Here is a 24,743-nt window from a genome sequence, read left to right on the forward strand (position 1 = left end):
AAATCATTGGAATATCTATTGATATAGCTAATATATTCTTTCATAATTTAAGATTAAAAAGGATAGATATCTTGATAGATTTCTATCCGTTTTTAATCTTCTTAAATTGACGACATTGGACCTCAGTGTCCCTTTGATTTTATAGACGATTTAATTTATCACGATCAATTAAACTTGCGGCATCTTGATCACAAATAACTGTAAAATTAGGATGAAGTTTTAAGATCGTTGCGGGAACATCTTGATTAATTGGTTCTTCTAAAAAGCGTTTGAATATTTCAACTTTTTCTTTTCCATTAACAATCATAACTAGATGTTTAACACGCATTAGACTTTTAGGTCCCATCGTTAAAGTATGTGGCTGGGTAGGACGGTCGGCATAGCCAGGATTGACAGCTTGTTTATCAGTAAATTTAATTTTATAAGTATAACTGTCAAATGGTGTACAGCGAGGACAATTACCGCAAAAATGGCCGTCATAACCAAGACCGATAACCATAACATCAATACCACCAGCATTACGAATTTGATTGTCATAATCTTGCCAATTATCATTGTTCATAATATGAACTCTTTCATCAGGAATATTGGCTGGCTGGAAAAATAACTCTTGCATATCATTCCAGTTAGGACCATGGATTTTATCAATATAAGGATTTTCATCAAATAAGTAATATTCAACATCCTTAAATTTTTCTTGATCTTTAACATAAGGAATCATCATATCATACATAGTTTTTGGCGAACGCCCAGAAGTCAATGAAATATTTACTCTTTTATCTTGCATCATTGCTCCTAGTAAAATAAACATCGCACTTTCGCTCATTTTTTGTTCATTTTCTTCAATAATTAGTTTCATTACGATTTCTCCTTGTCTTTAATCATCAAGCAGTTTTAATAAATCAAGTGGCTGGTTAAAAATAAGACATGATGAATCAGTTTCAAATTCTTTAGTACAACCCCATTTAGCTAAACCAAAATCAACATGAGCATTTTTACATGTTTGATAATCAGAATAAGTATCACCAATATAGATAGCATCTTCATTTTTAATATTTAATCTTTTTAGACATTCTAGAATTGATTCAGGATCAGGTTTGTGTTTAGTAGTATCTTCTTCTAAAACCGCAGTTTCAATATATTTTCCTAATCCTTTAGAAAGAAAATCAATTTCATATTGTTTTTTCTTTTTAGATGAAGCAACAGCTTGAATAATTTTACCATCAAAAGCTTCAAATACTTCTTTAAAACCATCATATAAAGTTGCCCCATCTTCATATTCATTAACATATTTTACCCAACGGGCATAAGTTTTTTCAGGATCTTTTACCTGTAGTTCTTCCATTACTTTCATACCTGGATAAGAGGCGAATTTTAAGACTTGTTCAAAAGACCAATCTTCCCCAGTTTCTTCTTTGATGATTTTTAATAATGGAATCATATTCATTTTTAATGTGTCTAAGACTGTCCCATCTAAATCATAAATTATTGCTTTGTATTTTTTCATAATCGTTCTCCTTTAATATAATTATACTGGAGTTTTAACTTAAAACAAGCTTGTAAACTAAATTACTTGGCTATTGATGGGTCATAATTGATACTTTGTAATAATTTTTTACATGTATCAAAAAGGCTTCTTTATCCATACCTTTTACAATTGCTTCACTAGCTAATAACTCTAGTTCATTAACTAATTTTTCCTGGTGTTCATATGAATTATCAATTGTTGGCTGTACCTTAGCGCCATGACGACGATCAATACAAATATAACCTTCTTGTTTTAATAAAGAATAAGCTTTATTAACAGTCATATTATTAACTTGTAATTCTTTTGCAAGAGTACGTACAGTAGGTAATGCTTCACCATATTTAAATTGGCCGCTGGCAATTCCTTTAACGATTTCATTTCTAAGTTGTAAATAAATCGGGGTATCACTTGTATAATTTAACTCAATAATCATTATTAATCACTCCTTTAATTTCTTGATAAATCTGTTTAGTATTTTTAATATCATCATCATTAATTATATACGTTAAATCATCAGTATATAAAATAATGTAACAGTCATGAAAATTAGCTTTATAAACTTTACAATCACCATACTTATCATAAGTACAATAACCAGTAGTATAAACGATAGCATCACTACCATTAGTTCGTATACCGTCACCTAAATCATCGGTTAATTCAACTTTATTAATATTATCTAAATTAATTTTAGCATCGTATAAAGGACTATCGACAACGATAACATTATTTTCAATAGCAACATCAACTAATTGATTAGTATATTCTAGGTAAAAAGGATAACCAAATAATATAATAAGTAAACCAATAACAAAAACCCAGATGCAAATGACAAAATATTTATAGCTTGTTTTGGCGGTGTTAAAAACCATTTGTGTACCACAATAAACAAATGTCTTAGGATCAGCTTTATTATAATAGTACGGACCTAAAAAACCGATTTTCCAGCAAGAATCATCGTCAATTGTATATTCTTTTTGATTTTCACTAGCTAAAATTTCTTGTTTCTTTCTTTGATAGTCTTTAGTATGATTAATAATTAAAATCATATTAATCATCATTAAAATAATTACAATGGTCACTATAATAAAAGGTAATTTATTTAATAAATAAAACTGAATTGCAAAATTAAATAAAGCATCAATCAATATTAATGAAAAAAAGCAATGAGATACATAATCTATTCTTAAGCTGTTGATAGTAATATTAATTTTGGTATCATCACAATATGTTTTATTAGGTAATCTTTTTATAAGGATAATACCAATGATTAAAACAATAAACTGTAATACTAAATATAAATAGCTAGTGATATTAGCTTTAAAATAAATCATGCCAGCTAGACAAATTATATCAACGATTAAAACAATTAAATATCTTTTATAATTAAAAGGTTGTTTTTCCATATGTGCTAACATTGCTAAATCAACTTTTACAGTTTTAGTACTTTGACTAGGCCAGTTATAATCTTTTTTGATTTTTAATAATTGGTTTCGATATTTTTTAAATGGCAAATTAAATAAATAAATGTTAATCCAGATAATGATCAAAAAATATAAAATATCAACAAAATCAGGAAGAATTATCATTGGTAAATAAGTAAGAAAAGAAAGAAATAGTATTTTAGTTGTTTCTTGTTTAAAATTATGTTCTATTTCTTTGACTTCGCTAAGGTTATAAGCATATGCTGGGATATTCACTAATAATAACCGTCCGTCTTGATAACTAGCTGTTTTTTTAGTACTGTAATAAAATGCAATATTTACAATAGCAACAGTTGATAACATAATAATGAAAAATAACATTGTATATCACCTCTGTTTGTATTATAACACATAATACAAATGATACTAAATAAAAATTTTAATAACTATTTTTATAAAATAATGATAGTGATATAATTTGATTGATAAAATCTTGTGAAATGGGGAAAAGTTATGAAGTGTAAACAATGCGGGACTGTTAATAAGGCTCAGGCGCAATTTTGTAGTAATTGTGGTGCAAAATTAGATCCTAGTTCTAAAAATAAAAAAATATATATAGCGATAATTGCTGTGATCGTTGTTGTGGCAATTGTTGTTGGATCAATTTTTATTTTTGGATCATCTAATACCGAAAAACAGTATAATGAATTAATGGATCAAGCTCAGCGCTATGTTGAAGAAAAAGAATACCAGCAAGCTGAGGAAACTTATTTAGAAGCAATCGATATTGAACCTAAAAAAGCAGATGCTTATGTAGAATTAGCTGATGTTTATGTAACAACTGATCAAGTAGAAAAAGCAGTTGAATTATTAGAAGAAGCTAAAGATGTAGTATATGAAGATGAACGTGAAATAATTGAAGATAAAGAAGAAGAGATTTCTAATCAGGTTTCCATTGATCAATATATTAAATTTTTAAAAGCTGTTCATGATAACCCTGAGGATTATATTGATGAACAAGGTGGTATTAATGGTGACATTGATGAAGCAATGTTTGAAGAAAATGAATTTGGAATTGGTGATATTGACCAGGATGGTGTTGATGAAATTATTATTAATTATACAACGACCTCAATGGCAGGAATGCACAGTGAAATCTGGAAATATGATGATGAAAGTCAAGAATTTGAAATGCTACCAATTTTAGGAGCAGATACCGAATTTTATAAAAATGGCTATGCCAAAACACCATTTAGCCATAATCAATCAGCAGGAATGACGATCAGGCCTTATATTATTTATAAATATGATCAAAATAAATATGAGATGCTTGGTGAAGCTTATTGTTATGATGAAGCTTATGGCTATAACTTGGCAGATGACGTTGATAATGATGGGGTAGTTTATTATTTTGATTTACAAGATGAACAAACACGGCCTTTAACTTTAGAAGAATATAATCAGTTAGTCGATAAGTATTTTCCTGAAGATGAATTAATAGATTTAAATATGCAAAAGTTTACGATTGAAAATATTGAAGATTTAGCTTAAGGAATGAAAATAAATGTTTAAAGCACAACAAATTAAAGATTTAAATGACACTGAATTACAAGTGTTTGAATATATTATGAATAATAGTTTAATTATTCCCTTTCTTACAATTAGAGAGTTAGCCAGCGTTGCTCAGGTTTCGACAACAACAATTCTTAGATTCGTTAAAAAGATGGGATATGATAGCTATAATGATTTTAAATATGCTTATAAAATGTCAATGCAAGATGAAAAGCATTTTGAACGTGATTATGATTTTAGTGAAGTTATTGATTGTTTAAAAAAATTTGATTCTGATTTTTATCATGATAAATTTAATGAGGCTATGGCTTTAATTGGTAATAGTGAAAATATTATTTTTCTTGGAGTAGGTAATTCAGGAGCAGTATGTCACTATGGAGCAAGACGATTTACTAGTTCTGGTAAATTTGCAATTGCTATCAATGACCCATATTTGAAAATGTCAGCAGTAAGTGAAAATAGTTTGTTAATTGTTTTATCAGTATCGGGTGAAACACCAGAAATAATTGATATGGTTACTTCTAGTAAACAAGGAAGTTGTAAAATTGTTGCTATTACAACTTCTCAAAGCAGTACATTAGCTAAGTTATCGGATTTAACTATTCCATATTATATTAAAAAAATAGGAACAGAGATATTTGATTTGACTACGCAAATACCAGTTATTGCAATCATTGAAAATCTTACAACAATGTGTTTTCATAAATAAAACACATTGTTTTTTTTATGTAACTAAAATCAAGTTATGAATACAGTTGCTAATTGGCTTAAAAGTATTTATATTAAATTTCCTTTGTTTATAATATTAAGCGTCGATAAAAATAGCGCTTACAAATTAAACGTTTAGCTAAACTAATTATGGGAGGAAAAAATTATGGAGAAAATGCAAGCATTCATGGAACGTGCCTTTGTTCCAATTGCAGCAAAAATTAACGCTCAACGACATGTAGCTGCAGTTCGTGATGCTTTTACATTATCATTCCCACTTACAATGGCGGGGTCAATGGTATTGTTAATAAACAACGTATTCTTAGATCCTAATGGGTTTATTGCAAGTTTATTACATTTAGGGGATTTAATTCCTAACTTAACAGATTATCAAGCTATTTTAAATTCTGTTGTTAATGGTACTACTAATATTTTAGCAGTATTAATTGCATTTTTAACAGCTTATCAATTAGCTGAAGAGATGAAAGGTGATAAAGTATTATGTGGTATTACTGCTTTATCAGCATATTTCATTTTATATCCTGCTTCTAGAGAATTTGTTGATGGAAGTGGTTCTGGTTTAACTACAACATATTTAGGAGCACAAGGATTATTCGTTGCTTTATTTGTTGGTTTATTTGTGGCTGAAATTTTAACTAGATTAGGACGTAATTCAAAGTTAAGAATTTCAATGCCAGAAATGGTACCACCAGCAGTATCTAAATCATTTAACTTATTAATTCCAATTATGATCGTATTAGCATTAGTTGGATTAATTAACTTTATTTTCAGTAATATCACAGCAGATGGTATTCAAGTATTAATTTATAATGCTATTCAAGCACCAATGACTTCTCTTGGAAGTTCTATGGGTACAATTTTAGTATTTGTAGTGGTACAACAATTCTTATGGGTATTAGGTATTCATGGTCCTAACACTTTAAATGCTTTAAGATCAGTTATCTTTACAGAACAACAAAATATGAACTTAGCATATGTAGCAGCAAATGGTACTGCTTGGGGTGCACCTTATCCTGTAAACTGGGGATCTATTAATGATGCTTTTGGTAACACAGGTGGTTCTGGGGCAACTTTAGGTTTAATCATTGCCATGTTTATTGCTGGTCGTAAAAATAAAGCTCAGTTCCAAATCGCTAAAATGTCTTTAGCACCAGGTTTATTTAACATTAATGAACCAATTATCTTTGGTTTCCCGCTTGTTATGAACCCAATGTATATTGTGCCATTTATTTTAGCACCGGTTGTATGTAATATTATTGGATGGCTTTGTGTAGCGGTCTTTGAAATAATTCCACCAGTAGCTTACAGTGTTGCTTGGACAACACCAGGTTTCTTGATTCCGTTTTTAGGATCTGGAGCAACTAGTATCTTATCATTAGTTATTGGATTTCTTTTAGTTGGTGTAAGTACATTAATTTATTTACCATTTGTAATGGCAAGTACAAGAGCTGCTGTTAAAGCAGAAGCAGCAGGTGAAGCTAATGCGTAAGGATTTTTTATGGGGCGGTGCAGTTGCCGCTCATCAAGTTGAAGGTGGCTGGAACGAAGGCGGTAAGGGTCCTAATGTTTCAGATATGATGACCGTAGGTGGCGTTGGTAAAGAACGTCGAATTACTAAAACAATTATTGATGGTGAATATTATCCTAATCATGAAGCAGTAGATTTTTATCATCGTTATAAAGAAGATATTGCTTTATTTAAAGAAATGGGATTTAAATGTTTTAGAACATCAATCTCTTGGGCTAGAATCTTTCCTGAAGGGGATGAAGTTACTCCAAATGAAGCTGGGTTACAATTTTATGATGATATGTTTGATGAATTATTGAAAAATGGAATTGAGCCAGTAATTACTTTAAGCCATTTTGAAATGCCATATGGTTTAGTAGAAAAATATGGTGGATGGCGTAATCGTAAATTAATTGATTTATTCGCTAATTTTGCAAGAGTATGTTTTGAAAGATATCAAAATAAAGTAAAATATTGGATGACTTTCAATGAAATTAATAATCAAGCTAATTATAAAGCTGATGTTGCTGTTTTTACTAATTCAGGAATTCTTTTTGAAGAAGGTGAAGATCGCGAACAAATTGTTTATCAAGCATCTCATTATGAATTAGTTGCTAGTGCAAAAGCAGTAAAAATCGCTCATGAAATCAATCCATCAATGCAAGTAGGATGTATGATGGCAATGACACCAATTTATCCTTATTCATGCAATCCTGATGATATGTTAAAAGCGGTAGGAGCTAATCATAAACGTTTCTGGTATGTTGATGTTCATGCTCGTGGTAAATATCCAGGATATATGAAAACATTCTTCAAACGTAAAGGATATCAATTAGATATTACTGATGAAGATTTGGATATTTTATCAAAAGGATGTGTTGATTATATTGGATTTAGTTATTACATGTCATTTGCAACTAAGGGCGATGGTGACGAAAATCTTGATTATGATGAATCAAAAGATTTATGCGACAATCCATATATTCAAAAAACAAAATGGGGTTGGCCAATTGATCCTAAAGGATTGAGATATACATTAAACTGGTTATATGACCGTTATCAATTACCACTATTTATTGTTGAAAATGGTTTTGGTGCTGTTGATGAAATGATAGATGGTAAGGTTAATGATGATTATCGTATTGATTATTTACGAAGTCATATTCAAGAAATGAAAAAAGCAGTTGAAATTGACGGAGTTGACCTAATTGGTTATACTGTGTGGGGATGTATCGATTGTGTAAGCTTTTCAACTGGTGAAATGAAAAAACGATACGGATTTATTTATGTAGATAAAGAAAATGATGGTACAGGTACTTTAAATAGAAGTAAAAAAGCATCATTTGACTGGTATAAAAAAGTAATTGAAACAAACGGTGAAGAATTATAATTAAAAGATTCGAGGTAGGCTATGAAAAAAATATTAGAACTAAGGAATAAAGAAGAAAAAAATGAATTAAGTCATATTAGAAGATTTCTTGCTTATGCAATTGACTGGTATTTAGGTGGCGTTGTTGCCTCATTACCAATTATCATCATTTATATGATGTTACATGAAGATGCTACCAGTATACCGCAAAATATCGCTATTTTCGACTATCCATATAATTTTATAGCTGGTAGTTTATCTTTTCTAGTAGCTATTATATATTATGTAGGAGTACCTTGGGTTGTTTTTAAAGGACAGACAGTTGGTAAGAGATTGTTGAAGCTTAAAATTGTTAGTAATGACTATCAAGAAGCTAGTACAAAACAAATTATTATTAGACAATTAGTAATGATTATTTTGGTTGAAGGAAGTATTTATAGCTGTAGTAATATGTTACATCAGATTATAAATGCAGCTACTAACTTTAATTTTAGTGGTCTTTATGCTTATATTGGCTTAGTCATTAGTTTGATTTCAGCGCTGTTAGTTTTATTTTTAAAATCAAAACGGGCCTTACATGATTTAGTAACTAATACTAAAGTAGTCTATCTTGATTCAAACCAATATACTGTAGCCGTTCGTAGAATGAAGAAAAAAATGAGAAAAAATCTTAAACTTGCCAATGGATAAACTTCGGTTTATCCATTTTTTGTTGGTTAATCATATTGATTAACCTTTTTGTTTATAATAATATAATAGTTATTATTTTAATTAAAATAATAACAGTAATGTAAATGTTTTATTGATATTAAAAGCTTATTTATAATATTGATTTGTTAAGATATTTTAAAAATAATTATTTAGAAAGAAGGAAAAGTCGTGATAACAATTGAACAAATAAAACAACTAAATGATTTAGAATATGAAATCTATCTTTATTTAATCAATCATAGTGATGTTGTGGTAAAAGCTAAATTAAGCGATATTGCCAAAACATTACATGTTTCTTCTTCGATGATTACAAGAGTATGTAAAAAATTAGGTTTTGAAGGCTTTACGCAATTTAAGGTTCAAATGCGTTATAACCAGGAAAAAGAAGTTCGCCGTCAGGAAAGTGATAGTGAATATTTAATTGATTTTTTTAAGAAAATCGATAATCAAGAATCTAAAGCCTTGCTCCAGCGAGTTGCTGGGATGATGGTTAAAAGTAGTGAAATATTATTTTTTGGGATTGGTTTATCAGGAGCAATTGCTGAATACGGTGCTTACTTATTTAATCGTCGTGGATTTAAAAGTTTTTATGTTGATGATTTTTCACATCGTTTTAATGTATATGATCCTGATACTTGTGTTGTTATTTTGACAGTTAGTGGAGAAACCAAGGAAACAAATAATCAAATTATGTTTATTAAAGAAACTGGAGCTAAAGTTATTGTTATAAGTAATAGTGTTAATACTACTGCCGCAAAACTTGCTGATGAAAACATTTGTTATTATATTCCTTCTAGTAAAGATAGTTATTTTTATTCTTCTGCAAGTCAAGTACCAGTTGTGTATATATTAGAGACTTTAATTAAAGAAATTGAAAAAGTTGGAATTAGATAATTAATCGTGTATAAATATTGTATGGTCGTAATTTCTTTGACGAAGCAATTTTTTAGGATGTTATATGATATAATACTTTGATAAAAGGAGCTTATTATGAATCTAGAAGCTGAATTAGAGCAATTATCTTTAGAAATTAAAAATAGTCAAAAATTATTGTTAGCTTTAGGCAGGCGATGAAATTCGTCAGCATATTATTTTGATGATGATGGAATCTGAGGACTGTTTAGGAATGCGAGTTGGTGATATTGCTAAAAAGACCCATTTATCAAGAGCAACTGTATCACATCATCTTCAGATTTTAAAAAGAGCAGGTGTTGTTAAAGTCCGCCAGGAAGCTACTAAAAATTATTACTATTTTGATGGTGATATTGATTTATTTGATCAGTTAATTACAATGCTTAACCATGCTAAAGATATTATGCAACGGCTTCCTAAAAGAGATGCGGAGGTATAAATTAATGAATTTATTAGAAGCGATGGAAAAACGTCATTCTGTACGTGTTTATACAGATAAAAAAATTACTGGTGCGATAAAGGATGAATTGTTATCATGTATTGATGAATGCAATCAAGAAGGCGACTTAAATATTCAGTTAATTAGTGATGAACCAAAGGCTTTTGATAGCATGATGGCTCATTATGGAAAATTTAAAAATGTTAAAAATTATATTGCTTTAATTGGTAAAAAAGGACCTGATTTAGATGAAAAATGTGGTTATTATGGTGAAAAGATTGTTTTAAAAGCGCAACAATTAGGTTTAAATACCTGTTGGGTAGCTATGACTTATAAAAAGATTAAAACTGCTTTTAAAATTGGAACTAATGAAAAACTAGTTTTAGTAATTGCTATTGGTTATGGTACTAATCAAGGAGTAGAACACCGCATTAAATCAACAGATCAGGTAGTTGATACAATGCAAAATCAACCAGAATGGTTTATAAATGGTGTTAAAGCAGCATTATTGGCTCCAACAGCAATGAATCAACAAAAATTTGTTTTTTCTCGTCACGACAATCAAGTTGCAATAAAAAAAGGAACAGGATTTTATACTAAGGTTGATTTAGGAATTGTTAAATATCACTTTGAAATCGGTGCTAGTAAAGAAAATTTTAATTGGATAAAAAAATAAGATATTAAGATTCTTTTAATAATAGGTTTTAAACCACGATTAAAAGAATTTTTTTATTTAAAAACTAATATTTAATTGGTTATGATTTGGTAATAATAATAAATTAGCTTTATTATTTTATTAATAAATGGTATACTAGAACGGATAAGGAGGCTTAGCAAGATGAAAATTCGTCATGCGTCAATGAAAGATTTAGGTCCTATCACAGCTGTAGAAGCAGCTTGTTTTCCAGTTGCTGAAGCAGCCACAAAAGCCGATTTTGAAAAACGTTTGCAAGTATATCCTGATCATTTTTGGTTATTAGAAAATGATGATCAGTTAATAGGTTTTATAAATGGTATGGTTACTAATAACAGTACCATTAGCGATATAATGTTTAGCGATGCTTCATTACATGATGAAAATGGAATGTGGCAAGCAATTTTTGGTCTTAATGTTTTACCTGAATATCGAAGACAAGGATTGGCAGCTAAACTAATAGATAAAATAGTAGAACAAGCCCGTCAAGAAGGTCGTAAGGGCTGTATTTTGACGTGTAAAGATAAATTAATTCATTATTATGAAAAATTTGGTTTTAAAAACTGTGGTATTTCACAATCAGTTCATGGTGGCGCTATCTGGTATGATATGCGTTTAGAATTTGGTAAAATTGATATTAATCAGTTAGGGCGTTTTATTAGTTTGATTTTAAGACATAAACCGGAAGTAATTGGAATCAAATTAGATGGACATGGCTGGGCAGATGTTGAAGAATTATTGCTTGGTATTAGAGAAAAGGGATATTTCATCAATCATGAAATATTGCAGGAAATTGTAGCTACGAATAATAAACAACGTTTTCATTATAACGAAGATCAAACTAAAATTCGGGCTGCTCAAGGACATTCTATTGCAGTAGATGTTGAATTGGATGAAAAAGTTCCCCCTGATTTATTGTATCATGGAACGGCAATGAAAAATTTATCTGAAATTAAGGCAACTGGTATCAAGAAGATGCGCCGCTTATATGTTCATCTATCTAAAGATGTTGAAACAGCATTTAAAGTAGGTAGTCGCCATGGAATACCGGTAGTTTTAGTTATTGATACTCTTGCAATGCAAAAAGATGGCTATAAGTTTTATTGTTCAAAAAACGGTGTGTGGTTATGTGATGACATTGATTTTAAATATGTAAAAGAAATTATTAAACAAAAGTAATGGTTAAGTCCGTTACTTTTTTTTATAATATAGATAAGAGGTGAGGAAAATGAAACAAGATTTTTTATGGGGAGGCGCATTAGCTGCTAATCAATGTGAAGGAGCTTATAACATTGATGGTAAAGGTTTAAGTATTAGTGATGTAATGTTGCCAGGTAGTAAAGATAAAAGAAGGAAAAAAACTACTAAAGTTGAAAATGATAAATATTATCCAAGTCATGAGGCTATTGATTTTTATCATACTTACAAAGAGGATATCCAGTATTTTAAAGAAATGGGATTTAATTGTTTACGAGTTTCAATTGCCTGGAGTCGGATCTTTCCAAATGGTAATGAAAAAAAGCCTAATGAAGCTGGTTTGCAATTTTATGATGATTTATTTGATGAGTTACTAAAAAATAATATTGAACCAATAGTAACTTTATCACACTATGAAATGCCATATTATTTAAGTAATTGGTATAATGGTTTTTATAGTCGTAAATGTATTAAATTTTTTGAAAACTTTGCCATAACTTGTTTCAAACGTTACCAACATAAAGTTAAATACTGGCTAACATTTAATGAAATCAATGGTATGTTAACTAATCCTTATACTGGAGGCGGTTTAAACATTGAAAAGGATAATCAATATCTAAAAAAAGTATTAACAGCTTGTCATCATATGTTTGTTGCTAGTGCTAAAGCAGTCATTGCGTGTCATGAAATAATTCCTAAAGCTAAAATTGGTTGTATGATTGCTTATACTGGTAGTTACAGTGAAACATGTCGACCTAAGGATGTGTTGCTTAATCAAAAGTTTATGGATGCAAATATGTTTTTTAGCGATGTTCAAGTACGTGGCTATTATTCAAATAAAGCTGTGTCATGGTTTAATCGTTATGGTATAAAAATTCCAATCAAAGATGAAGATGTTACCATTTTAAAAGAAGGAAAAGTAGATTTCATCGGTTTTAGTTATTATCAAAGTGTTGTACTATCTAGTAATATTTTTTCTAAAATAAAAGCCGGTAATAGTCTTGAAGCCGGTATTAAAAATCCGTTTTTAAAAAGCAGTCGCTGGGATTGGCAAATTGATCCTCAGGGATTAAGAATTGCTTTGAATTATTTGTATGATCGCTACCAGGTACCATTATTTATAGTTGAAAATGGATTAGGTGCGGCTGATAAAGTAAAAGAAGATCATCGTATTCATGATACTTATCGTATTGATTATTTAAAAAAACATGTTTTACAAGCTAAAAAAGCAGTAGAAATAGATGGTGTTGATTTGATGGGCTATACTTGGTGGGGACCAATCGATATTGTTAGTTATTCAACTGGCGAAATGGAAAAACGTTATGGCTTTGTTTATGTTGATAGAGATAATCAAGGTAATGGTACTAACAAACGTTATATTAAAGATTCTTTCTATGTGTATCAGCGAATAATTAAAACTAATGCCCGTTGTTTAAAAGAATTACCTAAATATTCATTAAATACCAAAGTTCGTGATATTTTGAAAATCGATGGATTAAAAGAAACAATTAAAAAATTATCTAATGGTCGAGTTAATGACATTCAGCTTAGAATTGTTGGTCATTTAAAAATTGGTCATTTATTAGATAAACTTGATGTTGATTACAATAATCAATTAATGATTATTGATCTGTTGAATCAAATTGATTAATTATATTAAGCAACTTAAAATAAAAATAAGTTGCTTTTTAGATTTTCTTAATATATTTTTAAGTAATATTAATTAAAAAAGTACGCTATAAATGTTAGAATAACATTTGTGGAGGCGATATAATGTTTGAAAAAATAAAAAATTATCAATATCTTTTTTTCAAAATCTTAAAATTTGAAATATTTTATAAAATTGGAATAATTTTAATAATATCGCCATTTTTCAATAAAATCATTCAAATGTATTTAAATGATCGTTCCTTAGGTGGAGCCTTCAATCAATATATCGTTTTTGATTTTTTAACTATTGAAGGAATATTAATAATATTATTAGTAATGCTAGGAGCTTTAATGACCATTATTTATGAATACAGTGTCATTATTAATATGATAACTTTAAAATCACAAGGAATAGATTTTCGAATTTATGATGTCTTAAAAACCTCAATACTAAATCTAAAATGTTTAAAATATCCTAGTACTTTATTAGCTGGATTATATTTTATATTACTATTACCACTAGTTCATTTAGGATATATTAATTCTTTGTTCCCTTCATTTAAAATTCCTAATTTTATATTTGGGGAATTGAAATTAACATTGGTAGGTAATATTTTAATTGTTTTAATTTATTTATTATATTATGGAATTTATCTTTTGTTATTCTTTGTACCAGTAATGATGGTTTTAAAAAAAGAAAGTTTTATCAAAGCATTTAAAGATAACTTAAAAATTCATCGTTCATTACAGTTAAAACAACGAATAACATTAATAGCTTTGATTGTAGGCTGGATTATAATGGAAATGCTTTTAAAACAGCAATTACCTAATGCATTAATAAAAAATGCTGATTTTAATCGCTATTTCTTAAAAAATTTAATTACTTCATCATTATTTAGAAACTATTTAATTCAATATTTAATTTATAGTTTAATTATTGTAGCATTAATAGTTATCTTCTATCAAATAGTCTTAAAGATAGTTAGTAAGCAAGATGAAGAAATTGTCCAAGTGGCTATTGATACAGATTTTAATCAGGCTTTTGATGAAACAGTACTTGAAGCCAAGATCCAAGGTAATATCATTTATCAGTTTTTAGATAAAAATATTTTTAAAAATGAGTTTTATCAAAAACATTGGGGGATCATCAATTTAATATTCTGGGCGGCATTAGTATTAATAATTACTTATATATCTCCCAATTCGATATACATATTATGTACTATTTTAATTGTAGTTATTGTTATGTATTTTGTAGCCAGTATCATTAATCGCTATGAACAAAAAAATAATAAAACTAAAGCTTCAAAAAGTAATTCTATATTATTTTGGCCTTATCAGGTGATTAGAAATGTTTTGAACCGTTCTAAAATATATAATAAACATCCTAAAATAGTAACATTTACTTTAGTAAGTTTATCTGTTTTATTAGTTGGCGCTTATTTAGAACCATCAACGATGGTTCATCATCCTTGGGTCATTGGGCATCGAGGAAGTCACTATGGTGTTGAAAATACTTATAGTGCTGTAAAAGGCGCTAGTGACCATAATGCTAATTATGCAGAAATTGATGTTCAGCTTTCAAGTGATGGTATACCGGTAGTGATTCATGATAATGATTTATCTAGATTAGCTAATGAAAGAAAAAAAGTTAGTAATTCAACAGCTAAAGAATTAACAAAATTAACGGTATATCAAGGCAATTATCAAGATAAAATACCAACTCTTGATGGATTGATCAAGAAGATGAAAAAGAATGATATTGATGTTGATTTGTTAATTGAGTTAAAGACTGAAAATAGTGATAGTCAAAAACTTGCAAAAGAAATAATTAAAGTAGTTGAAAAAAATAATTTTGAAGATCGTTCAATTTTTATGTCATTAGATTACGATGCGGTTACTTATTTACAACAAGAGCATCCTGAATGGTGGATTGGTTATTGTATTTATGGTAGTGCTGGGGATTTAGATGAATCATTATGGAATATGGATATTGACTTTCTAGCTATTGAAGAAAATCGAGCTACATTAAGTTTTATTGAAAAAGCTAATAATAACTGGGTACCAGTTTATGTCTGGACCGTTGATACAAGTGATAAAATGCGTCAATATTTAGATATGGGCGTTAGTGGAATTATAACTAATTATCCAGATCGTGGCAAAGCGGCTGTTGATGATTACTTAAAGCACAATTATCAATATTATTATTATAAAGGTGATAGTTATCCTGCTTTTTAATACTAAGTTTAATGACTTAGTATTTTTTTATAACATTTTTGTTAGATTGGATATTTTAATATTAATTTTTAAATTAGCGATATATAATAATTTTATATAGGGGTGATAATGATGAAAATAATGATTGTTGAAGATGATCCTGTTTTAGCGCGGGAGCTAGAATTATTACTTAAAAAATGGGATTTTCAAGTAAAAGCTGATATTGATTTTAAACATGTAGATAGACAATGTTTAAAATATGCACCAGATTTAATTTTATTAGATATCAATTTACCATATTATGATGGTTTTTATTGGTGTCAAAAGATTAGAAATACATCAACAGTACCGATTTTGTTTATTTCTAGTCGTGAACAAAATGCTGATAAAATAATGGCATTATCAGCTGGTGGTGATGATTATATTGAAAAGCCTTTTGATTTAGAAGTATTATTAGTCAAAATTAAAGCAATGCTAAGAAGAACATATGAATATAAACAATTAGAAAAAGAATATTTAGATGATGATACCTGCTATGATTTATTAAGTGGTCGATTAATTCATAATGATCAGGTTTTAGAGTTAACTAAATCAGAAAGTAAAATTATGACAACATTATTAGAACACCGTGGTAATTGTGTTAGTCGGGAACAATTGATGATGGTTTTATGGAATACAGATGAATTTGTAACAGATGCAACTTTATCAGTTCATATTTCAAGATTACGTAATAAATTAAAAGAATTAATGAGTGGACAAGAGGTTATCAAAACAAAAAAAGGAGTTGGTTACTATATTGATTAATTATTTAAAGAAAACCGGCTTGAAAATTTTATTTGCTATTAGTGTTATTGCTTTTATTAATATCTATTTTATTTTACTTTGTGGCAGTCGCCTATTTTTGGAAGATTTAATTTATTTAGATATAATTTTATGTTTTCTTTTAATTGTTGTAATTATTTTTGATTATTTAAAGTATTTACGATTAGTTAGATTAGAAAAACGGCAATTAGTTGACAAAGAAGAATTAAACTTAGTTTGTAGTAAGCAGATAGTTAATATATTTGCACATAATCAAAAATACTATGAACAAAAAATAAATTATTTAAATAATCAAATTCAAGATTTATCGGACTATATTTCAAAATGGTCACATGAAGCCAAATTACCACTTGCATCATTAAGATTAATGAATGAGCGTAATGAAAATGTTTTTTTAAAAAAAGATATTCGAGAAACTATTGAAAGATTACAACTGCTTTTAAATACTATGCTCATGAGCAGTAAATTAAAAAATCCTGAAAACGATATAAAAATAGAACGAATCCAGTTAACCCAAGTAATTAAAGAAGCAATAAAACATCAATCATATTTTTTAATCAACAAGCATTTTAGTATTGATATTCAATTTGATGATATTTATGTTTACAATGATCGTCGCTGGTTAACATATATGCTTGATCAGTTTATTGCAAATTCAATTAAATATTGTCAAGAAAGTCCTTGTTTAATATTTAAAATCATTGAAAATGAAGCAATAACCTTAGTTGTAGAAGATAACGGAATTGGTATCAGTAAGGAAGATATGCCATACATATTTGATCGTGGTTTTGTAGGCAGCAACTTAAGAGATGGTGATTATCGTTCTACCGGAATGGGATTATATTTTGTTAAAGATATTGCTAAAAAATTGAATATTGAGGTTCAAGTTGATCAAAATTTTCATATGGGAACTCGTTTTTTTATTAAGTTTAAAGATAATCGGGATTATTTTTTCTTAGATTAAGAAAATGTAAGATTAGCGAATTAACTGTTAGATAGCTGTTAGGATTTTTGGAGTTCAACTTGATACAATTAAGTTGTAATCTAAGGAGGACTTGATATGAAAAAAGTAGTTGAAATTAAAAATCTCGTCAAAAGTTATGGCGGTAAAGATTATCAAACGAAAGTATTAAAAAACATTAATCTAGATATTTATGAAAATGACTTTATTGCTATTATGGGACCCTCAGGGGCAGGTAAATCAACATTATTAAATATGATCTCAACGTTAGATAAACCTACTCATGGTCAGATTATTATTGATGGTGAAGATATCAGTAATGTTAGTAATAAACGCTTATCAAAAATTAGACAAGAGAAAATAGGTTTTATTTTTCAAGACTATAATTTATTAGATAATATGACTTTGGCTGATAATATTGCTTTACCACTTAGTTTAAACGGGGTCAAAAATACTGAAGCAATTGCTCGAACTAAAGCAATGGCGGAATTATTTGGCTTAAGTAATCATTTAAACAAATATCCTTATCAATTATCTGGTGGTCAAAAACAAAGAGGAGCTAGTGCCAGAGCTTTAATTACTAATCCTCGAATAATTTTTGCAGATGAACCAACCGGAGCCCTTGATTCTAAATCTAGTAAAGATTTATTAGTATCATTAAAAAATGCTAATGAACGTGGTAATGCTACTATTTTAATGGTTACTCACGATGCTTATAGTGCCAGCTATGCTAAACAGGTATATTTTTTAAGTGATGGATCAATTAAATGTCGCTTGAATCATACTGGTAAACGAGAACAATTCTATGATGAAATATTAAGTTTATTAGCTTCGATGGGAAGTGACCAACAATGAGTTTATTTAAACTAGCGTATTCTAATTTTAAAAGAAGTATTAAAAATTATGTATCATTAATTATTTCATTATCGTTTTCGATTTTCGTTTTCTTTAATTTTCAAAATATTGCTTTTTCAGGAGCAATGGATGTATTAAAAGATCGAAATAGTGATTATATTACAACTATTATTGAAGTTATTTCGATTGTATTTGTTATCTTTGTCTTTTTCTTTATCTGGTATGCTACAAATGTCTTTTTAGCACAGCGAAAAAAAGAAATTGGAATCTTTACATTTATGGGACTAGACAATGGTAAGATTGGTAAAATGTATGTAATTGAAATTAGTTTAGTAGCTTTATTATCATTAATAATTGGAATTGGAACCGGGATAATTTTTTCTAAATTGTTTACAATGATTTTATTAGCTCTTTCTAACATTAGTGTTGATGTATCATTTAAATTAACTTTAGCACCATTTATAATTTCGATTAGTTTGTTTATAGTTATTTTTGCGATAATGATCATTAAAGGATATATCAATATTGTAAAAAGCAGTGTTGTAGAAATGCTATCTGCTTCTAAACAAAATGAACTAAAGGTTACTAATGGTATTTTGGCTACTATTAAAGCAATAATAGGTATGATATTGTTGATTGCTGGTTACTACTGTGCATTGCAGGTTGGTGATTTAACATCATTTATGTATATTCTTTATGCAGTTGTTTTAGTAATCGTGGGTATTTACTTTTTGTATGATGGTGTTATTCCATTTGTAATCTATAAATTAATAGGTAATAAAAAATATCTATATCAAAAACAAAGAACATTATGGGTTAATAATATCGCCTTTAGATTAAAAAAGAATTACCGTACTTATGCGATTGTAACGATTTTAATGATTTGTTCAGTAACTGTTTTAGCTACTGCATTTGCAATGAAAGAACGCTATGACGGTATTGCTCATTTTAGAGATACTTATAATTATACAATTACAGCTAGTAAACAGTTAGATGAAAAACAAATAGCTGATGAAATCTCTAAAACTAATGAAGTAGAATTCTCTAATTCATATACAATGCTATCTTTAAACGATGAAGATGTAAGTAGTAAGTACACATATACTACTAATGGAATCGTGTCATATAGCCAATTAAAACAACTGGCTAAAAAAGCTAATATTGATTTTGATTTACCAGAGTTAAATGATAATCAAGTAATTCAATTAACCCGATTATATTTAATAGATATTTCTGATCCAGTAAGTAATCCAACTATTACCATTAAAAACCAGGAATATCAAATAGTAGATGAAACTAATACATCTTATTTAGGAATTCTTCAAGAAAATATTAATACTTATGTTGTAAATGATAATGTTTATAAACAATTACAAGCAACAAGTAACGAAATAAATATTTATAATTATAAAATTGCTGATCCTAATAATTATCAGGCATCAATTGGATATTTAGATTCCTTAGTTGAAAGTGAAGGAGAAGCTGTTGGTTATGTAGCGCTTGATCCTTTATATAGTGATATTGCCTGGGTTCGTGTTACTTATTCTATTTGTATTTTCTTATTTATTGTCTTTATTTTAGCTAGTGGTAGTATTATTTTTATGAAGGTTAGCAATGAAGCTTATGAAGACCGTGAACGTTATCAGATTTTAAGAAAAATGGGCATTAGTGATCGAGTATTATCAAAATCAATTAAAAATGAAATTCGCTTTGCTTATTATTGTCCATTTGTATTAATGGTAATTACTTCCTGCTTTTCAGTTCAGGCACTTGCCAATACAATGCAAACAGATTTATTTATTATAAATGTTGTTAGTGCATTAATAATACTAGTTATCTTTTATCTGGCATATTTGTTATCAGTGTTTGCTTTTAAACAAAAATGTTTAAGTGTTTATCTTTAAGTAACTATGTTTGTCATAGTTACTTTTTTGTTTACTTAATTGACTAAAATAGACATTTTTTGTTTTAATGTATTTATTAGGAGGTTAGATGATGAAAAGAGGAAAAAATCTTATTGAAGAATTTAAGAAATTTATTACTAGAGGTAATGTAATTGATATGGCTGTTGGGGTAATTATTGGGGGTTCTTTTACCACAATTGTTACTTCTTTAAATAATGATATTATTACACCGATATTAGGAATATTTGGTGGTGTTGATTTTTCAAATTTAAAATTAGTTTTAGGGAGTGGTAAAAATGCTCCGGTATTAGCTTACGGCAGTTTTATTACGGCAGTAATTAATTTTTTAATAGTTGCGTTTATTCTTTTTGCTTTGATAAAGTTAGTTAATTCAATTAATGAAAGTATTAAAGCAAAAATTGGTGAAGAAAATAAAGCTGAAGCTAAAGTAAAAATATGTCCTTTTTGTAAAGAAGAGATAAATATTGAAGCTTCAAGATGTCCTCATTGTACATCAGTAATTGATGAGTAAAATGATTTATTATCATATAAATTGCATGTAAAAATCGGATAAGCTAGAATATAGCCAAAATATAGTTTAATTATTTTCCGTTATTTAGATATTGGAGATTATATATAAGATGATAAAAATTAATAAGTGAGGAATGTAATATGGAAATATTTTGGGGAATTCTAATTCCGTTTTTTGGAACTACTGCCGGTGCTGCCTGTGTATATTTTATGAAAGATAAAATCAATAATTATGTACTAAAGCTGTTACTTGGCTTTGCTTCAGGAGTCATGGTTGCTGCATCGGTCTGGTCATTGTTGATTCCAGCGATGGAAATGTCGGCTTCAATGGGAAAATTATCATTTTTACCAGCAGCGATTGGTTTTATGTTAGGAATTTTATTTTTGTTATTTTTAGATCATATGATACCGCATATGCATTTAGATAATAAAGCTGAAGGACCTAAAAGTCATTTGAAAAAAACAACGATGTTAATATTAGCAGTTACAATGCATAATCTACCAGAAGGAATGGCAGTAGGAGTGTTATTTGCTGGGTTTCTTTCTGGGAATCAAGACATAACTTTTGCTGGAGCGATTGCTTTATCAATCGGTATAGCGATACAAAATTTTCCTGAAGGAGCTATAATTTCAATGCCATTAAAAGCTAGTGGCTTATCAAAAAATCGTTCTTTTCTTTATGGACTGTTATCAGGTATTGTTGAACCAGCAGGTGCTGTTATAACTATTCTATTTGCTTCTAAGATGGTACCAATTTTGCCATATTTATTAGCTTTTGCAGCTGGAGCAATGATTTATGTTGTAGTTGAAGAATTAATACCAGAAGCTTCTCAGGGAGAACATAGTAATCTTGCAACAATCGGTTTTGCCATTGGGTTTGTTATTATGATGATCTTGGATGTTGCCTTAGGATAATATTTACATAAACTTAATTGTCTTTGTCTATTTTAAATACTGTTTTTAAATATAATAAAAGCTGTAGGTGATGAAGATGAAAAAAAGAGTAGGAATGGGATTATTAACAGGATTGATGACAATCGGGACTAATATGTCAAATATTTTCGCTTATACAGGTAGTGAAAAAACTAATCTGCCTAGTATAGCATTAGTATTATTGATACCATTTATGTTAGGCGTTATTTATTTGGCGTTTAAAGGTGAAACTAAGTAAATAAAAATTAACAAACATTTAAGACAAATTAGATTTTAGATTATAAAAATTATTGTAAAATAAACGTAGGTATAAAGATAATGTTTTAGTCCTTTTATGCAATTTATACCTATATATTTTGAGTAACTTTCCAATCTTGAAAATGACAGTAATATTTACTGTCATTTTCTATTTCTAGAGAAAATTTAATATTTATTTAACATATTAGTGGTATTATCGAATATATATAAAGAATAAGATATAATTGAAAATGAAGGAGGCTTATTATGAACAGGATCGCGTTAATTGCAATAGGCTTATTTATAGTATTAGAATTGATAGTTAGAGATACTATAATTTGTGGAGTACCTCTTTGGTTATTAGGATTGATTTTATTTAGCGTTATTTGGATGACGATTGTTGGTATTAGTGATAAAGTAAAAATTGAAGATTTTTATTAAATATAAAAATAGGAGGCTGATATAAATCAGTCTCCATTTTTAAAGCGGTTTTTTACAAGCGATTAATAACATCATTGGTCGACGCATTTCATCTTTCATGCCTGGAAGATCCATCATTTCTTCAGGTGGTTGTGGTTCAACGATGTTGGTTAATAAAAAGCCATTATTTAAAAGAGTTTCAATATATGTTGTTAAAGTACGATGATATTTAGTTACTTTTTCATCTAGAAATATGGCCTCTCTTTTCCCTTCATAATAATAATTATCAACTGGGAAATGTAATATTTCACCATTATCATCATAATACCAGTCTTGAGATCCAGCTGATGTAAATATTGGATGTTCTACTGAAAAAACAAAATCACCACCTGGTTTTAACCAGTTATAAATATTTTTTATTAAAGAAATAAAGTCTTCAACATAATGGAAAGCTAAAGAACTCAAAATAATATCAAAACTTTCTTTCGATAAGTTTAAATCTTCCATTGCAATTTGCTGATATTCAATATTATCAGCACTATTAATTTCCTGGGCTTTTTGTAACATCCTTTTAGAAATATCTGTTCCTAAAACATATATGGCTCCATTATCGCTGGCGTATTTACAATGCCAGCCAAAACCACAGCCTAAATCAAGAACTTTTTTATCATGAAAATCTGGAAGAATTTTTTTAAGTTCATGCCATTCACCAGCACCATCTAAACCGTTTATTGAGCGATTCATTTGTAGATATTTATTAAAAAACACAAGGTTATCATATTTATTTTCTTTCATATTCAATTTCTCTTTCTAAATCACCGCTGTTTTCATAAATTCCAAATGAGGAAGATAGTAATAAAAATAAAATACCAGTATGAACCCAAAAAATAGTGTAATCTAAAGTACCGTGTAACAAAATTACACTAATACATGAAATTACTAAGGCAACATAACGAATATTTAATCTTTTTTTATATACTTTAATTAATCTTTTAAAATTATCAATAACATAAGGAACTAGCACGGATATTCCAATTACCCCAAAGGATAAAATAGGATCTAAATAAACGCTATGAGCATGTTGAGTAACGTGACCGTGATATTTTTCAAAGATCATCATATATGTCATGGGCCCTTGACCAAATAAAGGATGAGCTTTGATACCAGTAATAGCAGCTCGCCATATTTTCATTCTAACGGCAAAGTTGTCAAAGATTCGTTCAATACGTGGAAATTGTTCCGGATTAAAGATAAAGTAAATGCCACAAAGTACACAGGCAAGAGCTATTAATAAACAAATACGGAAATTTTTATTAACGATTAAAAATACTAACATTGCCCCAGCTGTTGCAATTAATGCAGTTCGACAACCAGTCATATACAGTAAAAAGAAATTAATTAAAGCTACTACAAAATAATAAGCTTGTTTCTTTAAGTCTTTAGTTCCAAATATTTTATAACCAATCATCATAATAATAAATTCAATCATCATTGCATAATAATTGGCATTGAAAAATACTGAATTAAGACGATTTTCTCGACGGCTGAATACTTTTAAGGTAAAATGGTCATACCCAAGCCGTTGTAAAATTTGGGTTTGTTCATATAATCCATATATTGCCCATAAAACTGATAGTGCAATTAATAAATCAAGAATAAACTCAAAAGTGTCTTGATTGATATATTGGCGATAATATAGCATTAGTGAAACAGCTATAAAAATTAAAGCTAGGCAACCAACACCAATCCAGTTTTGATAAATTAGAGATACTATTAAACTTATTGCCATGAAAATAAGTAAATATTTGGATTTTGGGGTGGTTTTATAAGCATTAATAATTTTTTTGGTATACAATAAATATATTGTTACAACTAATAAAAAAGGGACACAAATATAAAAAGGTGTCGATAAACTAAGTGCTATTGCAATTAATAGCAGCTGTTCTTTAGAAAAACGGTTTTTTAATGAATCTAAATATTGCATAACAGACCTCCAAGTACTGTTACTATAGCATAAAATTAAAGTGGTTACAAATAAGGAGAAGTAATGGAAAAGTACCTATATGTATTCAATTATCCGCCTGAAGAACGTGATTTGTGTGCATTAGAATTTCGGGCATTATTTAAAGAA

25 protein-coding genes are annotated in these 24,743 nt (G+C 28.6%); 19 read left to right on the forward strand and 6 right to left on the reverse strand.

Features of this window, described 5'->3' with window-relative positions; all coding sequences use genetic code 11:
* Positions 1-139: 139 nt before the first annotated feature.
* From B5E92_RS11775 to B5E92_RS11790, 4 genes are all read right to left on the reverse strand, one after another.
* Positions 140-859 (reverse strand): glucosamine-6-phosphate deaminase, encoded by a 720-nt coding sequence (locus B5E92_RS11775; RefSeq protein WP_087302425.1) that lies wholly within the window; start codon positions 857-859, stop codon positions 140-142.
* 18 nt (positions 860-877) lie between these two features.
* The gene (locus B5E92_RS11780; protein ID WP_087302427.1) at positions 878-1,507 is read right to left on the reverse strand and encodes an HAD family hydrolase; all 630 of its coding nucleotides are present in this window, start codon (positions 1,505-1,507) and stop codon (positions 878-880) included.
* 70 nt (positions 1,508-1,577) lie between these two features.
* Positions 1,578-1,961, reverse strand: a complete 384-nt coding sequence (locus tag B5E92_RS11785) for a GntR family transcriptional regulator (protein WP_143357586.1) — start codon at positions 1,959-1,961, stop codon at positions 1,578-1,580.
* Positions 1,951-3,333 (reverse strand): PH domain-containing protein, encoded by a 1,383-nt coding sequence (locus B5E92_RS11790; protein ID WP_087302429.1) that lies wholly within the window; start codon positions 3,331-3,333, stop codon positions 1,951-1,953. The genes B5E92_RS11785 and B5E92_RS11790 overlap by 11 nt, the downstream gene beginning before the upstream one ends.
* Before the next feature lie 132 nt (positions 3,334-3,465).
* On the opposite strand from B5E92_RS11790, the gene B5E92_RS11795 reads away from it, so the two are divergent.
* From B5E92_RS11795 to B5E92_RS15710, 19 genes are all read left to right on the forward strand, one after another.
* On the forward strand, positions 3,466-4,503 hold the full coding sequence (locus tag B5E92_RS11795) for a tetratricopeptide repeat protein (RefSeq protein ID WP_087302431.1): 1,038 nt from the start codon (positions 3,466-3,468) through the stop codon (positions 4,501-4,503).
* 13 nt (positions 4,504-4,516) lie between these two features.
* Positions 4,517-5,233, forward strand: a complete 717-nt coding sequence (locus B5E92_RS11800; RefSeq protein ID WP_087302433.1) for a MurR/RpiR family transcriptional regulator — start codon at positions 4,517-4,519, stop codon at positions 5,231-5,233.
* 165 nt (positions 5,234-5,398) lie between these two features.
* Positions 5,399-6,742 (forward strand): PTS sugar transporter subunit IIC, encoded by a 1,344-nt coding sequence (locus tag B5E92_RS11805; RefSeq protein ID WP_087302435.1) that lies wholly within the window; start codon positions 5,399-5,401, stop codon positions 6,740-6,742.
* Positions 6,735-8,150: a 6-phospho-beta-glucosidase gene (locus B5E92_RS11810; RefSeq protein ID WP_087302437.1), complete on the forward strand. Its 1,416-nt coding sequence runs from the start codon at positions 6,735-6,737 to the stop codon at positions 8,148-8,150. The genes B5E92_RS11805 and B5E92_RS11810 overlap by 8 nt, the downstream gene beginning before the upstream one ends.
* A gap of 21 nt (positions 8,151-8,171) precedes the next feature.
* Positions 8,172-8,819, forward strand: coding sequence for an RDD family protein (locus tag B5E92_RS11815; RefSeq protein ID WP_087302439.1), 648 nt, complete (start codon positions 8,172-8,174; stop codon positions 8,817-8,819).
* 189 nt (positions 8,820-9,008) lie between these two features.
* Positions 9,009-9,734: a MurR/RpiR family transcriptional regulator gene (locus B5E92_RS11820; protein WP_087302441.1), complete on the forward strand. Its 726-nt coding sequence runs from the start codon at positions 9,009-9,011 to the stop codon at positions 9,732-9,734.
* Positions 9,735-9,936: 202 nt separating this feature from the next.
* Positions 9,937-10,191: a winged helix-turn-helix domain-containing protein gene (locus B5E92_RS11825; RefSeq protein ID WP_204245275.1), complete on the forward strand. Its 255-nt coding sequence runs from the start codon at positions 9,937-9,939 to the stop codon at positions 10,189-10,191.
* A gap of 4 nt (positions 10,192-10,195) precedes the next feature.
* Positions 10,196-10,867 (forward strand): nitroreductase family protein, encoded by a 672-nt coding sequence (locus B5E92_RS11830; RefSeq protein ID WP_087302443.1) that lies wholly within the window; start codon positions 10,196-10,198, stop codon positions 10,865-10,867.
* Between the two features lie 162 nt (positions 10,868-11,029).
* A complete protein-coding gene (locus B5E92_RS15855) occupies positions 11,030-12,064 on the forward strand; it encodes a GNAT family N-acetyltransferase (RefSeq protein ID WP_087302446.1) in 1,035 nt (344 codons plus the stop codon).
* A gap of 49 nt (positions 12,065-12,113) precedes the next feature.
* Positions 12,114-13,733 (forward strand): glycoside hydrolase family 1 protein, encoded by a 1,620-nt coding sequence (locus B5E92_RS11840; protein WP_087302448.1) that lies wholly within the window; start codon positions 12,114-12,116, stop codon positions 13,731-13,733.
* Positions 13,734-13,855: 122 nt separating this feature from the next.
* Entirely contained in the window at positions 13,856-15,970 is a 2,115-nt protein-coding gene (locus tag B5E92_RS11845; protein WP_087302450.1) for a glycerophosphodiester phosphodiesterase family protein, read from the forward strand.
* Between the two features lie 111 nt (positions 15,971-16,081).
* A complete protein-coding gene (locus B5E92_RS11850) occupies positions 16,082-16,753 on the forward strand; it encodes a response regulator transcription factor (RefSeq protein ID WP_087302452.1) in 672 nt (223 codons plus the stop codon).
* Positions 16,746-17,735: a HAMP domain-containing sensor histidine kinase gene (locus tag B5E92_RS11855; RefSeq protein WP_087302454.1), complete on the forward strand. Its 990-nt coding sequence runs from the start codon at positions 16,746-16,748 to the stop codon at positions 17,733-17,735. Before B5E92_RS11850 ends, B5E92_RS11855 begins: the two co-directional genes overlap by 8 nt.
* Before the next feature lie 96 nt (positions 17,736-17,831).
* Complete coding sequence (locus B5E92_RS11860) at positions 17,832-18,587, forward strand: ABC transporter ATP-binding protein (protein ID WP_087302456.1); 756 nt, start codon at positions 17,832-17,834, stop codon at positions 18,585-18,587.
* The gene (locus B5E92_RS11865) at positions 18,584-20,491 is read left to right on the forward strand and encodes an FtsX-like permease family protein (RefSeq protein ID WP_087302458.1); all 1,908 of its coding nucleotides are present in this window, start codon (positions 18,584-18,586) and stop codon (positions 20,489-20,491) included. Before B5E92_RS11860 ends, B5E92_RS11865 begins: the two co-directional genes overlap by 4 nt.
* 88 nt (positions 20,492-20,579) lie before the next feature.
* Entirely contained in the window at positions 20,580-21,023 is a 444-nt protein-coding gene (mscL, locus tag B5E92_RS11870) for a large conductance mechanosensitive channel protein MscL (protein ID WP_204215267.1), read from the forward strand.
* 140 nt (positions 21,024-21,163) lie between these two features.
* Positions 21,164-21,937 (forward strand): ZIP family metal transporter, encoded by a 774-nt coding sequence (locus tag B5E92_RS11875; protein WP_087302462.1) that lies wholly within the window; start codon positions 21,164-21,166, stop codon positions 21,935-21,937.
* 76 nt (positions 21,938-22,013) lie between these two features.
* Positions 22,014-22,193: a hypothetical protein gene (locus B5E92_RS11880; protein ID WP_087302464.1), complete on the forward strand. Its 180-nt coding sequence runs from the start codon at positions 22,014-22,016 to the stop codon at positions 22,191-22,193.
* Positions 22,194-22,459: 266 nt separating this feature from the next.
* Positions 22,460-22,633, forward strand: coding sequence for a hypothetical protein (locus B5E92_RS15710; RefSeq protein WP_204245277.1), 174 nt, complete (start codon positions 22,460-22,462; stop codon positions 22,631-22,633).
* 39 nt (positions 22,634-22,672) lie between these two features.
* Here B5E92_RS15710 and B5E92_RS11885 read toward each other — a convergent pair whose 3' ends face one another.
* Positions 22,673-23,407: a bifunctional 2-polyprenyl-6-hydroxyphenol methylase/3-demethylubiquinol 3-O-methyltransferase UbiG gene (locus B5E92_RS11885; RefSeq protein WP_087302466.1), complete on the reverse strand. Its 735-nt coding sequence runs from the start codon at positions 23,405-23,407 to the stop codon at positions 22,673-22,675.
* On the reverse strand, positions 23,394-24,596 hold the full coding sequence (locus B5E92_RS11890; protein ID WP_087302468.1) for an O-antigen ligase: 1,203 nt from the start codon (positions 24,594-24,596) through the stop codon (positions 23,394-23,396). The genes B5E92_RS11885 and B5E92_RS11890 overlap by 14 nt, the downstream gene beginning before the upstream one ends.
* Positions 24,597-24,743 lie beyond the last annotated feature (147 nt).

The organism is Erysipelatoclostridium sp. An15, assembly GCF_002160675.1.
Lineage (GTDB): Bacteria > Bacillota_I > Bacilli_A > Erysipelotrichales > Coprobacillaceae > Thomasclavelia > Thomasclavelia merdavium.